Annotated in this window: 12 protein-coding genes; 3 read left to right on the top strand and 9 right to left on the bottom strand. The window is 67.5% G+C overall.

What is annotated here, in order from left to right; all coding sequences use genetic code 11:
• Nucleotide 1 precedes the first annotated feature (1 nt).
• The 9 genes from J1M43_RS12105 to J1M43_RS12065 form a co-directional block, all read right to left on the bottom strand.
• A complete protein-coding gene (locus J1M43_RS12105; protein ID WP_033104908.1) occupies nt 2–877 on the bottom strand; it encodes a glycoside hydrolase family 43 protein in 876 nt (291 codons plus the stop codon).
• Between the two features lie 50 nt (nt 878–927).
• The gene (locus J1M43_RS12100; RefSeq protein ID WP_052166692.1) at nt 928–2,013 is read right to left on the bottom strand and encodes a Xaa-Pro peptidase family protein; all 1,086 of its coding nucleotides are present in this window, start codon (nt 2,011–2,013) and stop codon (nt 928–930) included.
• Nucleotides 2,014–2,168: 155 nt separating this feature from the next.
• Nucleotides 2,169–2,726: a hypothetical protein gene (locus tag J1M43_RS12095; protein ID WP_033104907.1), complete on the bottom strand. Its 558-nt coding sequence runs from the start codon at nt 2,724–2,726 to the stop codon at nt 2,169–2,171.
• A gap of 111 nt (nt 2,727–2,837) precedes the next feature.
• On the bottom strand, nt 2,838–3,647 hold the full coding sequence (locus J1M43_RS12090; protein WP_206476838.1) for an HpcH/HpaI aldolase/citrate lyase family protein: 810 nt from the start codon (nt 3,645–3,647) through the stop codon (nt 2,838–2,840).
• Nucleotides 3,632–4,414 (bottom strand): 2-keto-4-pentenoate hydratase, encoded by a 783-nt coding sequence (locus J1M43_RS12085; protein ID WP_206477385.1) that lies wholly within the window; start codon nt 4,412–4,414, stop codon nt 3,632–3,634. Before J1M43_RS12085 ends, J1M43_RS12090 begins: the two co-directional genes overlap by 16 nt.
• 2 nt (nt 4,415–4,416) lie before the next feature.
• Nucleotides 4,417–5,580 carry a 3,4-dihydroxyphenylacetate 2,3-dioxygenase gene (gene hpaD / locus J1M43_RS12080; protein WP_206476837.1) on the bottom strand — a complete coding sequence of 388 codons (1,164 nt, stop codon included), beginning with the start codon at nt 5,578–5,580 and terminating at the stop codon, nt 4,417–4,419.
• Nucleotides 5,581–5,590: 10 nt separating this feature from the next.
• Nucleotides 5,591–7,087, bottom strand: a complete 1,497-nt coding sequence (gene hpaE / locus J1M43_RS12075; RefSeq protein ID WP_206476836.1) for a 5-carboxymethyl-2-hydroxymuconate semialdehyde dehydrogenase — start codon at nt 7,085–7,087, stop codon at nt 5,591–5,593.
• 13 nt (nt 7,088–7,100) lie between these two features.
• The gene (locus J1M43_RS12070; protein WP_206476835.1) at nt 7,101–7,778 is read right to left on the bottom strand and encodes a GntR family transcriptional regulator; all 678 of its coding nucleotides are present in this window, start codon (nt 7,776–7,778) and stop codon (nt 7,101–7,103) included.
• Complete coding sequence (locus tag J1M43_RS12065) at nt 7,775–9,328, bottom strand: fumarylacetoacetate hydrolase family protein (RefSeq protein WP_206476834.1); 1,554 nt, start codon at nt 9,326–9,328, stop codon at nt 7,775–7,777. Before J1M43_RS12065 ends, J1M43_RS12070 begins: the two co-directional genes overlap by 4 nt.
• A gap of 98 nt (nt 9,329–9,426) precedes the next feature.
• On the opposite strand from J1M43_RS12065, the gene J1M43_RS12060 reads away from it, so the two are divergent.
• The 3 genes from J1M43_RS12060 to J1M43_RS12050 all read left to right on the top strand — a co-directional run bounded on the left by J1M43_RS12060 (nt 9,427) and on the right by J1M43_RS12050 (nt 13,405).
• Nucleotides 9,427–10,800, top strand: a complete 1,374-nt coding sequence (locus J1M43_RS12060; protein WP_206476833.1) for an MFS transporter — start codon at nt 9,427–9,429, stop codon at nt 10,798–10,800.
• A gap of 64 nt (nt 10,801–10,864) precedes the next feature.
• Nucleotides 10,865–12,730, top strand: a complete 1,866-nt coding sequence (locus J1M43_RS12055; protein ID WP_206476832.1) for an FAD-dependent monooxygenase — start codon at nt 10,865–10,867, stop codon at nt 12,728–12,730.
• Nucleotides 12,731–12,844: 114 nt separating this feature from the next.
• On the top strand, nt 12,845–13,405 hold the full coding sequence (locus J1M43_RS12050) for a hypothetical protein (protein ID WP_206476831.1): 561 nt from the start codon (nt 12,845–12,847) through the stop codon (nt 13,403–13,405).
• Nucleotides 13,406–13,465 lie beyond the last annotated feature (60 nt).

The following is a 13,465-nucleotide window of genomic DNA, read 5'->3' as shown; positions in this document are numbered from 1 at the left end:
GTCAGGGCCGCAGCCGCAGTCCGTCCGCCGTCTCCTCGAGCGGGAAGAACCGGGCGCGCTCGTCGGGCGTGCGATTCGGTGTGTGCAGCGTGAGGAACAGCTGTCCGTCGGGGGCCGCGAAGATCATGCCGTGTCCGCCGTCGGCCGGCCAGATCGCCTCCGCGCTCTGCGCCCACGGGCCGTGGATCCGGCCGGACGCCGACGTCGCGACGCCCATCGCGTAGCCCGATTCGCCGAAGCTCGACCACAGCATCAACAGGCGCCCGTCGGCAGTGCGGTGCATGGACGGGCCATCGGTGACGTACACCTTCTCGAACTCGGGTCGCGGTATCGATCGTGCCCAGGGGGCATCGGAGGCGCGGAAGAGGAGAGTGGGTTCGCCGAGGGTCGTGCGCAGATCTTCGGACAGCCTCACGGCATGGATCTCACCGTCCCCGACGTCCTTCCACTCGTGGCAGAAGACGAGGTGCGGTACGCCGTCTTCGACATGCAGAGTGCCGTCAAGGCATTCCCAGTCGCGCGGGGTCAGCGGACCGTCCGACCACGGCTCGTACGGACCCTCCGGCTTCGACGAGCGCAGGGCCTGCGTGCCCCGGCGATGGCCGTCGGCAGTGAATGTCGCGAACATGTAGAAGGCATCGCGGTACGCATGCACCTCCGGTGCCCAGTACTGGGTGTGCGACCAGAAGTCCTCCGTGGGCCGGAAAGCGGGCAGCGGCCCGCGCCACTCCTCGAAGTCGGTCGTCCAGTACGTGTCGAATCCTGTCGCCGGACCGTTCCAGATGTTCGTATCGGTGCTGCCGAAGAGCCAGGATCGCTCTTCACCAGGGACGGTGAGGACGAAAGGATCGCGGATCTGGATGTCGTCGAGGCGCATGTCGAGCTCCTTGGGCGCTGGCCGGAAACGGCAGGGAGAGTCGGTCGGGGTCAGGAGAGGTCGAGGGCGATCGGGCGGGGAAGACCGCGGACCTGCACGGTCGGCCAGGCAGGATCGACGGACAGGACGTCCACGCCCTCTGCATCGATGAGCACCGTGTCTTCGGTCTTCGCGTGCGGGACCCACGGGTTCCACGCGAAGGCTCCTCCGGCGGCGACGAGTGTCGTGGTGCTCGGGTCTGCCTTGGGGTCTCTGCCGAGGTAGCCGGTGGGACCGCCCTGGTGATGCTGCCGCCATGCGGGTCGGTCGGCTGTGCCGAAGCCGTGTCGGACGTAGGCGGATGCGATGTCGCCGAGGACTTCGCGCACTTCGCGTCCGGGACGTGTCGCCGCGAAGGCATCGGCCTCGACCTCTCGGAGTGCGATCTCCGCGGTCGTCTCCGCTCCTCCGAACCGCGCCCAGCGGGTGAGACTCACGTGCAGGCCGAAGCGCCTGGCGGTGAGGACGGCCATGACGCGGTCGCCGACGGCGGCTGACGTCGGCAGCGGATGCTGGATGCCTCCGCGCGCTGCGCCGGCGACGAGTATCACCGACGGTTCAGCGCCCGTGGAGAGTACGGCATGCGCGAGATCAGCGGCAAGGTCGTACTCCGACATATCGGGTCGGCACCGCTGCAGGACATGCGTCATGGCCGCTGCGGCGTCTTGACCCAGCATCCGGTATCTTTCCCGCTCGACCGGCAGGAGCGCGGCGCGCGCCTGGCGCAGTTCCCCCGTGACGGCCGTGTCGAGAAGTGCTCCTGGCACGTGTTCCACGAGGTCGGCATACCAGGGGACGGCACGGATCTCGGCGCCGCCGATCTCTTCCGCGCCGAGTCGCTCCTCCTCGTTCTCCAATGCCGTGACCTGGGCCGTGCCGTCACGGTGGACCAGCGCGGAGAAGACGGGGAGCCCGCCGTACGGCACGCCGGTTCGTGCCCCGTCGAAATACCACGACAGGGTCTCCGGCCGAGTCAGCGCGATCGATTCGGCGCCGTGACGGTCGAGGATCCGAACGAGACGGTCGTGCTTCGCTGGACGGTCCGATGTCGGCGTCGTCGACCCAGCTTCAGCGCGAGCAAGCGAATCGTTCAGCACTGCGGCTCCTCTGCGTCGGGAAGAACTGGACGCCGCCCACACTACGCAAGAAACCGCTTTCACGCATCTTCGGACTGGATCGGTCGGTCATTGCCGAACACGACAGAGCCCGCCCGCACATGAATGTGCGGGCGGGCTCTGGGGTTGGCAGGAGATCAGTCGAGAAGACCGCTCACCAGGCTGTCGACGTCGGCGCCGATGTCGCCGCCGATGTCGTCCAGCGATAGGCCGGTGTCGTTGTCGGTCTCGACCGGTGCGTCGACGGTCGTGTCGTTGCCCGAGCCGACCGGTGCGTCAACGGGCGCCTCGACGGGCGCCTCGATCGGAGCCTCGACAGGTGCCGAGACCTCGTTGCCCGAGCCGACCGGCGCGGAGACCTCGTTGCCGGAGACTTCGTTGCCGGAGGCGACCGGGGTGTCGTTACCCGACAGGATGGCCCCGTTGCCGATGTCACTCACGACCGGCCCGTCGACGAGCGGTCCGTCAAGACCGATGTCGCCGGTGGAGGTGTCATTACCGCTGGCGAGGATCAGATCGCGGACGATGTCCTGGATCGCGTCGGTCGAGCCGGTGACGTCGGTCGAGGTCGTCGAGTCGTCGACCGAGCTAGAGCCATCATCGGCTGTAGCAGGCAGAGCGAACCCGGTGAGCGCGAGAGCCGCGACTCCGGCTCCAGCAGTGGTGAGCAATCCGAGTCGATTCTTGTTTCGCATGAGATGTCTCCTTCAGTTTCGTGACGTGAGACGTTTCGTCCCACGAGGGTTGTCCGGAACCATCGCAGAATCGGATTGCAGAAAGTTCGAACAGCCCTCGGAGAGAGGGATTCAGTAGCTCGCGCGCTCGTCGCTGTCCTGATCGGCGATCCACTCGGCGGCGAGCTTCTCCGTCGCCCGCGCGAGGATCGAGACGTCGGCGGCGACGAGCGCGAAGGATGCTCCCGCGTCGAGGTAGCGGCGCGCAGTCGCCGGATTGAAGGCGTTCACACCGACCGGCGTGCCGGCTGCGCGCACCTCGGCGATCGAGCGCTCGACGGCCGCGACGACGTCGGGATGCTCCTGCTGACCCAGCAGTCCCATCGATGCCGCCAGATCGCTCGGCCCGATGAAGACGGCATCCACCCCGTCGACCTCCGCGATCTCGCGGGCGTTCTGCACCGCGGCATCCGTCTCGATCTGCACGGTCAGGGAAGTGATCTCGTGGGCGCGCTGCAGGTAGTCCTCGATGCGGTTGAACTGGCCGGCGCGCGCGAGCGCGCTGCCGACTCCGCGGATGCCGCGCGGCGGGTAGCGGGTCGCGGCGGCGGCGGCCGCAGCATCCGCAGCGGTGTTCACCATCGGTATGAGAAGGTTCTGCGCACCCACGTCGAGGACCTGCTTGATCCACGTGGGATCCGCCGACGGCACGCGCACGACCGGAGTGATCGGGTACGGCGCCACGGCCTGCAGCAGCGCCAGAGTCGACTCCAGCCCGATGGGGCTGTGCTCGCCGTCGATCAGCGTCCAGTCGAGTCCCGACCCCGCGACGATCTCGGCGGCGATCGGGCTGCCGGAGCAGATCCATGCGCCCACGAGCGGACGCTCGGTCGCAACGAGCCGGTCGCGGAACGAGGGCGCGGGTTCTAGATGAATCGGCATTCGATGATTCCCATCTCTCCGTAGTCGCAGCGCACGTTGTCGCCCTTCGACACCCACATGGGCCGTGTGAACGAGCCGGCGAGGACGATCTCTCCGGCCTCGAGCCTGGCGCCGTGCTGGTGGAACTTGTTCGCCAACCACGCCACTCCGGTCGCGGGGTGCCCGAGAACGCCTGCGGCGACACCGGTCTCCTCGATCTCACCGTTGCGGGAGAGCACGCCTGGTACCCAGCGCAGATCGATCTCGTCCGGCCTCTTGTGCACATCGCCGAGCACCATCGCGCCGTAGGCGGCGTTGTCGCTGATCGTGTCGACGATCGTGCGGCCTTCCAGTTCGATGTGCGAGTTCAGCACCTCGAGAGCGGGAACCGCGTAGTCGATCGCGGCGAGAGCATCGTCGAGTGTGCAGTCCGGACCCTCAAGCGGATGCTTGAGTACGAACGCGAGCTCGACCTCGATGCGCACATTCGAGAAGTCGTCGAACGGGATGTCCGACCCTGATGCGTACACGGTGTCGTCGAACATGACGCCGTAGTCGGGCTCGGTGATCCCGGTCGCCTGCTGCATCGCCTTGGACGTCAGACCGATCTTGCGACCCACGAGGCGTCGCCCGGCAGCGAGGTTCTTGTCTCGCCACACGCCCTGGATCGCATACGAGTCCTCGATCGTGGCATCCGGGAACCGTGAAGTGATCCGCGGGATCACGCTGTGCGTGCGATCCGCCTCTGCGAGCTCGTCCGCGATCTGCGCGATCACCGCCGCGGGCAGCGTCACAGCTGGTGCCCCAACTTGTACTCACCCTGCTTGTACTCGGGCATCGCAGTCTCGTCGCCCGGACGAGTGTACGAGAATCCGTCGGCGCCGATCGTGACCGCCATCTCGCTGTCGTCGGTGCGGGCGACGACCGGCTGCGGGTTGCCGTCCAGGTCGAGCACGAGCGATGCCTCGGTGTACCAGGACGGCACGACCGGGTTGCCCCACCAGTCGCGGCGCTGGTTGTCGTGCACATCCCAGGTGACGACCGGATTGTCGGGGTCGCCGGTGTAGTAGTCCTGCGTGTAGACCTCGACGCGGTGCCCGTCTGGATCGCGCAGGTACAGGTAGAACGCGTTCGAGACGCCGTGGCGGCCTGGACCGCGCTCGATCGCATCGGAGCGGCGGAGGGCACCGAGCTTGTCGCAGATCGCGAGGATGTTGTGCTTCTCGTGCGTGGCGAAGCACACGTGATGCATGCGCGGTCCGTCGCCGCCTGTCATCGCGGTGTCGTGCACGGTGGGCTTGCGTCGCATCCACGCGGCGTACACCGTGCCGGCCTCGTCCTGGATGTCCTCCGTGACGCGGAACCCCAGATCCTGCATGTACTTCACCGCGCGCGGCACATCAGGAGTCACCTGGTTGAAGTGGTCCAGTCGGACGAGCTCGCCGGGGGTGTGCAGGTCGTAGCGCCACGACATCCGCTCGACGTGATCGGCCTGGAAGAAGAACTCGTACGGGAAGCCGAGCGGGTCGACCACGCGTACCGAGTCGCCGATGCCCTTGACGAAGCCGTTCGCTTCGCGCCGGACATCGCAGCCCAGCTCGGAGTAGAACTCGACCGCGCGGTCGAGGTCCTCTGGAGTGCGCACGCGGTACGAGAACGCGCGCACGGCCGCGATCGGACCCGCGCGCAGTACCAGGTTATGGTGGATGAACTCCTCGGTCGAGCGCAGGTAGATCGCCTCGTCATCCTCTTCCGTGACGTACAGGCCGAGGATGTCGACGTAGAACTGGCGGGATGCCGCGAGGTCGGTGACCACGAGCTCCATGTACGCGCAGCGCAGGATGTCGGGCGGCGTGGCCTTCGGCGTCGGGACCGGGTTGTCCGTCTGGATCGGCGCCTCCTGGCTGACGTAGTAGCCAGAGGAGGTCAGGGTCATGTCTTCGCGATTGGTCATGTCAGCGTCCTCACGGCTTTCCGAAGACGGGGTTGTGGACCTCGCCGAGGTTGATGTGCACGGCCTGCTGGTCGGTGTAGAAATCGATCGAGCGGTAGCCGCCCTCGTGGCCGAGGCCGGAGGCCTTGACGCCGCCGAACGGCGTGCGCAAGTCGCGCACGTTGTTGCTGTTCAGCCACACCATGCCCGCCTCGAGATCACTCGCGAAGTTGTGCGCCCGACCCAGGTCATTCGTCCAGATGTACGCGGCGAGACCGTACTTGGTGTTGTTCGCCAGGGCGAGCGCCTCCGCATCGGAGGAGAACGGGGTGATCGCGACGACGGGTCCGAAGATCTCCTCCTGGAAGATCCGCGCATCGGGGTAGACGTCGGCGAACACGGTCGGGGCGACGTAGTTGCCCGTCTCGAAGCCCTCGGGCCGTCCGCCACCCGCGACGAGGCGCCCTTCGGTCTTGCCGATCTCGACGTAACTCATGACCTTCTCGTAGTGCTCCGGGTGCACGAGAGCGCCGACTTCGGTGGCGGGGTCGTTCGGCAGACCCACCTTGACGCGCTTCGCCTGCGCGGCGTACTTCTCGACGAACTCGTCGTAGATCGACTGCTCGACCAGAATGCGGCTGCCGGCGGTGCAGCGCTCGCCGTTGAGGGAGAACACGCCGAAGATCGTGGCATTGACCGCGGCATCCAGGTCGGCGTCCGCGAAGACGACGGCGGGCGACTTGCCGCCGAGTTCCATCGACAGGCCCTTGAGGAACGGGGCGGCGTTCGCGAAGATCAGCTGGCCGGTAGAGCTCTCGCCGGTGAACGAGATGAGCGGCACGTCGGGGTGCTTGACGAGCGCGTCGCCGGCATCCTCTCCTAGGCCGTTCACGAGGTTGAAGACGCCCTTCGGCAGCCCGGCTTCCTCGAAGATGCCTGCCCACAGCGACGCCGACAGCGGCGTGAACTCCGCCGGCTTCAGCACGACCGTGTTGCCGGTGGCAAGGGCCGGGCCGAGCTTCCAGGACTCGAGCATGAAGGGCGTGTTCCACGGCGTGATGAGGCCGGCGACGCCGATCGGCTTGCGGTTGACGTAGTTGATCTGGCGGCCGGGCACCTTGAACGTGTCATCGGCCTGCGCGACGATCAGGTCGGCGAAGAATCGGAAGTTCTCCGCCGCGCGGCGCGCCTGTCCCAGGGCCTGCGAGATCGGCAGGCCGGAGTCGAACGACTCGAGCTCGGCGAGGCGCTGGTCGCGCGACTCGACGATGTCGGCGATGCGGTGCAGCACGCGCGAGCGCTCGCGGGGGAGCATCTTCGGCCACGGCCCCTCGTCGAACGCACGCTTGGCTGCTGCGACCGCCAGGTCGATGTCGGCCTTCTTGCCGGCGGATGCTGTGGTGTAGTTCTCGTTCGTCACCGGATCGAGCACGTCGAACGTGTCGCCGTCGACGGAGTCGACGAACGCGCCGTCGATGTAGTGCTGGATGTGATCGGGAAGGTCAGCGGGGATGCGTGAATCAGTCATGGTTCCTCCGGTGTCAGTGGACGTGCATGCCGACGGCTTCGTCGGGGTGTTCTTTCGTGAGGTACGCGTCGAGCGTGGCCGAGTGGTGATCGCGCGCGGCCCGCTCGATCTCGGAGATGGGCGCGCTGTTCTCGATCAGCGCCACGATGTGCTCGTGCTCGCGCACCGACTCGTGTGCGCGACCCGGCACGTAGCTGAACGTCGAATCGCGCAGCCGGTTCAGGCGGGCCATCTCGACGGTGACCAGCTCCTGCAGTCGGGGGTTCGGGCACGGGGCGATCAACGCGGCGTGGAACTGCTGGTTGAGCCGCGTGAACGCCGGGGGATCGAAGTGGTCGAGCGTCTCGATCATCTGCGCATTGATCGCACGGGCCAGCTTCAGGTCGTCGGCGCTCAGGTGCCGCGCCGACATCGCGGTCGCGCTGCCCTCGAGGATGCTGAGGGCTTCCATACTGTGCCGGTACTGCGAGTCGTCGACCATCGCGACCCGAGCGCCGACGTTGTGCTCGAAATGCACGAGCCCCTCGGCCTCGAGCTGACGGATCGCCTCACGCACCGGCACGACGCTCATGTCGAGCTCGCCGGCGATCGCGCCGAGCACCAGCCGGTAGCCGGGGGTGTAGGTCTGGCTCGCGATGCGCTCCTTGATCCAGTGGTACGCCTGTTGCGACTTGCTGAGAAGCTTCGTCATTCGCGGGCCTCGTATTTCGCGCGCCACTCGGCGTTCAATGGGAACAGGCCGTCGACCGGATGCCCCGCCTCGACCTGCGCGGCGATCCAGGCGTCCTCGTCCTCCTGCGCGAGCGCAGCGTCGACGACCTCTTCGACAAGCGACGGCGGAATCACGATCACGCCGTCGCCGTCGCCGACGATGATGTCGCCCGGCTGCACAGCCGCGCCACCGCATCCGATGGTGACATCCAGCTCCCACGGCACGTGCTTGCGGCCGAGTACCGACGGGTGCGCACCCTGCGAGAACACCGGCAGGCCGATGCGGGCGACCTCGTCGAAGTCGCGCACGCCGCCGTCGGTGACGACGCCGGCCGCGCCTCGGGCCTTCGCGCGCAGTGCGAGGATGTCGCCGAGGGTGCCGGTCGTTGCATCCCCCCGCGCCTCGATCACGATGATCTCGCCTTCGCCGACCGCATCGAACAGGCGCTTCTGCGCGTTGTATCCGCCGCCGTGGCTCTTGAAGAGGTCTTCGCGGGCCGGGATGAAGCGCAGCGTGCGCGCGGTGCCGACGATCTTCGCTCCCGCGATGTTGGCGGTGACACCGTCGATGAAGCAGGAGTGGTGGCCCCGCTTGCGCAGCTGGGACGAGAGTCCGGCCGTCGGTGCCTTCTCGAGCTTGGCGCGGAGGTCGGGGAAGAGTGCATGCAGGGACCCGGACCCTCCGACAGGCTCAGGGTGCGGGGACCCGGACCCTTCGACAGGCTCAGGGGCCGGTACTGAGCCGCTCCCTGAGCCTGTCGAAGGGTCGGCGGGAGTCGTGCCCCAGGCCTCGGTGCGCTGCGTGTCATCGACCGCCGGCACCGACCCGAGAGTGTCGTCGAACGGCACGTCGCCCTGCGTGACGGTGGTCACCAGGCGTCCGGATGACGGAGCGCCGGGCGCGTTCGGGGCGTCGACCTCGACCTCCACGACGTCGCCCGGAACGATCACCGACGAGCCCGCCGGTGTGCCGGTGAGGATCACGTCGCCGGTCTCGAGCGTGAAGTGCTGCGAGAGATCGGCGACGAACTGCGCGAGCGGGAAGATGAGGCCGGAGGAGTCGTCGTCCTGGCGCAACTCGCCGTTGACCCAGGTGCGCACCCGGATGTCCGCGGGGTCGACCGATCGCGCGTCGATCAGGTTCGGACCGAGCGGCGTGTACCCGTCGCCGCCCTTGGAGCGCACGTTCGAGCCCTTGTCGTTCGCCCGCAGGTCGTACAGCCCGAGATCGTTGGCGGCGGTGACGGAGGCCACGTGCGACCAGGCGTCGGCGATGCCGACGTGGCGAGCGGGGGAGCCGATCACGAGGGCGATCTCGCCCTCGAAGGCGAGCAGCTCTGTGCCGGCCGGGCGCTCGACGGTGCCGCCGGATGCTGCGATGGAGCTTGCGACCTTGAAGAAGTAGGAGGGATCGGCGGGCCGACGGCCGCGCTGATCGGCACGGGATGCATAGCTGAGGTGAACCGCGATGATCTTGCCGGGGCGGGCGATCGGGTCCGTCACGTGGGCGCCTCCTTGCGTCTGAAGCATCGCTCTTGTGCGATGTATTTGAAATCGTATATCATCCTGACATCGGGTGGCAAGGATCAGATCCGCACTCGGGACAACGTCGTCACCCGGAGGTTTCAATGACTGATCAGCCCGGCTTCACGCCGACCGGCACCATCGCCAGCGCCGCGGACCGGCGTCGCGTGGTGTTCGCCACAGTGGTGGGAACCACCGTCGAGTGGTACGACTTCTTCATCTACGCGACAGCCGTCGGACTCGTCTTCGGCCAGCTGTTCTTCTCGGCGCTCGGCACGAACACCGTCATCCTCGGATTCGCGACCGTCGGAATCAGCTTCCTGTTCCGTCCGCTCGGCGCCTTCCTCGCCGGCCACTTCGGCGACAAGCTCGGCCGCAAGCGCGTGCTGATGTGGACGCTGATCCTGATGGGCGCGGCCACCGCGCTCATCGGCGTGCTGCCGACCGCCGAGGTCATCGGCGTCGGCGCCCCGATCCTTCTCGTGCTGCTGCGCATCCTGCAGGGCATCTCGGCCGGCGGTGAATGGGGCGGCGCCGTGCTCATGGCCGTCGAGCACGCACCCAAGAAGAGGCGCGGCATCTTCGGTGCCTCGCCGCAGATCGGCGTGCCGCTCGGCCTGCTGCTGGCCTCCGGCGTCATGGCGATCATGACCGCGATCGCACCCGGGGATCAGTTCCTCGCCTGGGGCTGGCGCATCCCGTTCCTGCTCAGCGTCGTGCTGATCCTGATCGGCTACTACGTGCGCCGCAACGTCGAGGAGAGCCCGGTGTTCGCCGAGCTCGCCGCACGCAAGGAGAAGGCGAAGATGCCGATCGTGCAGCTCTTCCGCAAGCACGCGCTCCTGGTCGTCATCGCCGCTCTGGTGTTCGCGGGCAACAACGCGATCGGATACATGACCACCGGCGGGTACATCCAGGGTTACGCGACGGATCCCGAGGGACCCATCGGCCTCGACCGCGGCCCCGTGCTGTGGGCCGTGACCGGTTCCGCTGTGACCTGGTTGATCACGACGCTGCTGGCAGGGTGGATCTCTGACCGGATCGGCCGCCGCAACACGTACATCGCCGGGTGGATCATGCAGCTCGTCGGCGTCTTCCTGCTGTTCCCGCTCGTGAACACCGCGAACATCGGGCTGCTGTTCCTCGGCCTCGCGATCCTCACCATCGGACTCGGATTCACCTACGGGCCCCAGGCCGCGCTGTACACCGAGCTGTTCCCGGCATCCATCCGGTTCTCCGGCGTCTCGATCTCCTACGCGATCGGCGCGATCGCGGGTGGCGCGTTCGCCCCGACCATCGCCGCCGCGATCGTCGACGCGACGGGATCGACAGAGATGGTGACGTGGTACCTGGCCGGCATGACCGTGATCGGCCTGATCGCGACGCTCCTGCTCCGCGACCGCAGCGGCATCCCGCTGGGTCCGGATCACGAGGAGGAGCAGTCGGTCAGTCCGATCCGCGGACTCGCCAGGGCCTGACACATCCCCGTGGGGCGGAGCGATCCGCACCCGCCCCGCGGTTCACGCAGAAGAAGGAGTACTGATGCAGTTCCATCACCACGGCTACGTCTCGCAGGATCCGCGGATCGTCGCGGCGGCGGGCACCGGAGTCGATCGTCCAGCCGACCTGCCGGACGAGATGGACGTGCTCATCGTCGGATCCGGCCCCGCAGGCATGCTCCTCGCGGCGCAGATGTCGCAGTTCCCCGATGTCACGACCCGGATCATCGAGCAGCGCGACGGACGGCTCGTGCTGGGCCAGGCCGACGGCATCCAGCCGCGCAGCGTCGAGACGTTCCAGGCTTTCGGGTTCGCCGAGCGCATCACGGCCGAGGCGTACAACATCGCGTACATGAACTTCTGGGGGCCCGATCCGGAGAACCCGGGGAACATCATCCGCACCACGCGCACCGAGGACTACGGTCTCAAGATCAGCGAGTTCCCGCACCTGATCGTGAACCAGGCCAGGGTGCTGGACTACTTCGCCGAAGCCGCCGCCGACGGGCCAGGGCGCATCACCCCCGACTACGGGATCGCGTTCGTCGGCCTCACCGTGCACGGCGACGGCGAGTACCCGGTGGAGGTGCGGGTGCGTCACACCGCAGGGCCGCGTGCGGGGGGGGAGCGCACCGTCCGAGCGAAGTACGTCGTCGGCTGCGACGGCGCCCGCAGCGGCGTGCGCGAGGCCATCGGCCGCACCCACGTCGGTGAATTCGCAGCCCATGCGTGGGGCGTCATGGATGTGCTCGTCAACACCGACTTCCCCGACTGGCGCACCAAGTGCGCGATCAACGCGAAGGCGGGGAACATCCTGCACATCCCACGCGAGGGCGGGTACCTCAGCCGGGTGTACGTAGATCTCGGCGAGGTCGCCTCCGACGACAACCACCGGGTGCGTCAGACGCCGATCGAGAAGGTCATCGAGAAGGCCAATGAGATCCTGCACCCCTACACGCTCGACGTGAAAGAGATCGCCTGGCACAGCGTGTACGAGGTCGGGCACCGCGTCACGGACGGCTTCGACGACGCCCTGGACTCAGACCGTTCGCCGCGGGTCTTCCTCACCGGCGATGCCTGCCACACGCACAGCGCGAAGGCAGGGCAAGGTATGAACGTCTCGATGCAGGACGGTTTCAACCTCGGCTGGAAGCTCGGAGCGGTGCTCACGGGGCGTTCGCCGGAGAGCCTGCTGGCCACGTACTCGGCCGAGCGGCAGCCCGTCGCGCAGCACCTCATCGACTTCGACCGCGAATGGTCATCGCTCATGGCGCGCAAGCCCGAGGAGATCTCCGACCCGCAGGAGCTGTCGAACTACTACCTCGCGACGGCCGAGTTCCCGTCCGGGTTCATGACGCATTACACGCCGTCGGCGATCACCGGCGGTAGCGAACACCAGGCGCTCGCCGCAGGATTCCCGATCGGGCGGCGGTTCAAGTCGTCCGAGGTCGTGCGGGTGAGCGACGGAAACGCCGTGCACCTCGGCCACCACGCGAAGGCCGATGGCCGCTGGCGCGTGTACGCATTCGCCGATGCCGGTGGCGCACGCCTGCGCGAGTGGGCGTCGGCCGTCGCGCCGCTGATCGCGCGCGTCACGCCGGCGGATGCCGATGTGGATGCCGTCATCGACGCGAAGGTCATCTACCAGGAGGCGTTCGACGAGCTCGACGTGCTGTCGGCACCGTCGCTGTTCGTGCCGCGCACCGGTCCGCTCGGGCTCATCGACTGGGAGAAGGTCTACGCCGCGACGCCGAACGCGTGGTGCCCGACGGACATCTTCGACGAGCGCGAGCTCGCGCGGGACGGCGTGGTCGTCGTTGTGCGGCCGGACCAGTACGTGGCCGCCGTGCTGCCGCTGGATGGCGTCGCCGAGCTCGACGCATTCCTGCAGGGTGTCTTCCTCGCGGTCTGAGTCGTATGCCCGGGGCGTTGCCCGGGCTCGTTCAGGTCGCGAAACCTGCCGGTGTGGCGCCGCCAGAACGGCAACGTTTGCGACCTGAACTGTGGGCGTCGTTATTCTCGTCTCATGGTTCGGATCACAACGCTGGGCTCGGATGAGGCAACGGGGCGCCGATCGGCACTGTTGCTTCCCGGGGTCAATTACACCGCGCAGGCGCCGCTTTTGTATTGGTCCACCGCGGTGCTCCTCTCGGCGGGCTGGCACATCCGCATCGCGGATTGGGAAGAAGGCGATCGGGCGCACGCGACCCCACAGGACTTGATCGAGCACGTGTTCGAACTCAACGCGGCAGAAGGAGCCGGGACGCTCGACCTCGTTGTCGCGAAGTCGCTCGGGACTCTCGCTCTGCCGCGGTGCATCGACGAGAACATCGCCGGCGTCTGGCTGACACCGCTTCTCAACAGGAGCGAGGTCGCCGCGGCGCTGCTCACAGCCGACCGGCGTCACCTGGCAGTGGGCGGTACGAACGACCGGCACTGGATTCCGGAGGCCGTCCAGGGCACAGCCGCCGAACTGGTCAGCGTCGAGGGCGCTGACCACGCCCTGCTCCACGATGACTGGCGCGAGTCCATGCGCACGTCGAACGACATCGCCGAGCGCATCGCCGCTCATCTCGCCAGTCTGTGAACTGCCCCGAAGCAGGACGAGATCACTCAGGTCGCAGAAACCGCCGGTGTGGCGCCGCCA

It is taken from the genome of Microbacterium sp. KRD172 (assembly GCF_017168295.1).
Classification (GTDB): Bacteria; Actinomycetota; Actinomycetes; order Actinomycetales; family Microbacteriaceae; genus Microbacterium; species Microbacterium profundi.
Note: the sequence above shows the minus strand (reverse complement) of the source record. Positions and strands in the feature narration are given on the sequence as shown.

Bases quoted from the DNA above. Each gene is read 5' to 3' on its own strand.
- J1M43_RS12090 (WP_206476838.1), bottom strand. From the start codon at position 3,647: ATGCCGATTCATCTAGAACCCGCGCCCTCGTTCCGCGACCGGCTCGTT.
- J1M43_RS12060 (WP_206476833.1), top strand. From the start codon at position 9,427: ATGACTGATCAGCCCGGCTTCACGCCGACCGGCACCATCGCCAGCGCC.
- J1M43_RS12055 (WP_206476832.1), top strand. From the start codon at position 10,865: ATGCAGTTCCATCACCACGGCTACGTCTCGCAGGATCCGCGGATCGTC.
- hpaD (WP_206476837.1), bottom strand. From the start codon at position 5,580: ATGACCAATCGCGAAGACATGACCCTGACCTCCTCTGGCTACTACGTC.
- J1M43_RS12070 (WP_206476835.1), bottom strand. From the start codon at position 7,778: ATGACGAAGCTTCTCAGCAAGTCGCAACAGGCGTACCACTGGATCAAG.
- J1M43_RS12065 (WP_206476834.1), bottom strand. From the start codon at position 9,328: ATGCTTCAGACGCAAGGAGGCGCCCACGTGACGGACCCGATCGCCCGC.
- J1M43_RS12105 (WP_033104908.1), bottom strand. From the start codon at position 877: ATGCGCCTCGACGACATCCAGATCCGCGATCCTTTCGTCCTCACCGTC.
- hpaE (WP_206476836.1), bottom strand. From the start codon at position 7,087: ATGACTGATTCACGCATCCCCGCTGACCTTCCCGATCACATCCAGCAC.
- J1M43_RS12050 (WP_206476831.1), top strand. From the start codon at position 12,845: ATGGTTCGGATCACAACGCTGGGCTCGGATGAGGCAACGGGGCGCCGA.
- J1M43_RS12095 (WP_033104907.1), bottom strand. From the start codon at position 2,726: ATGCGAAACAAGAATCGACTCGGATTGCTCACCACTGCTGGAGCCGGA.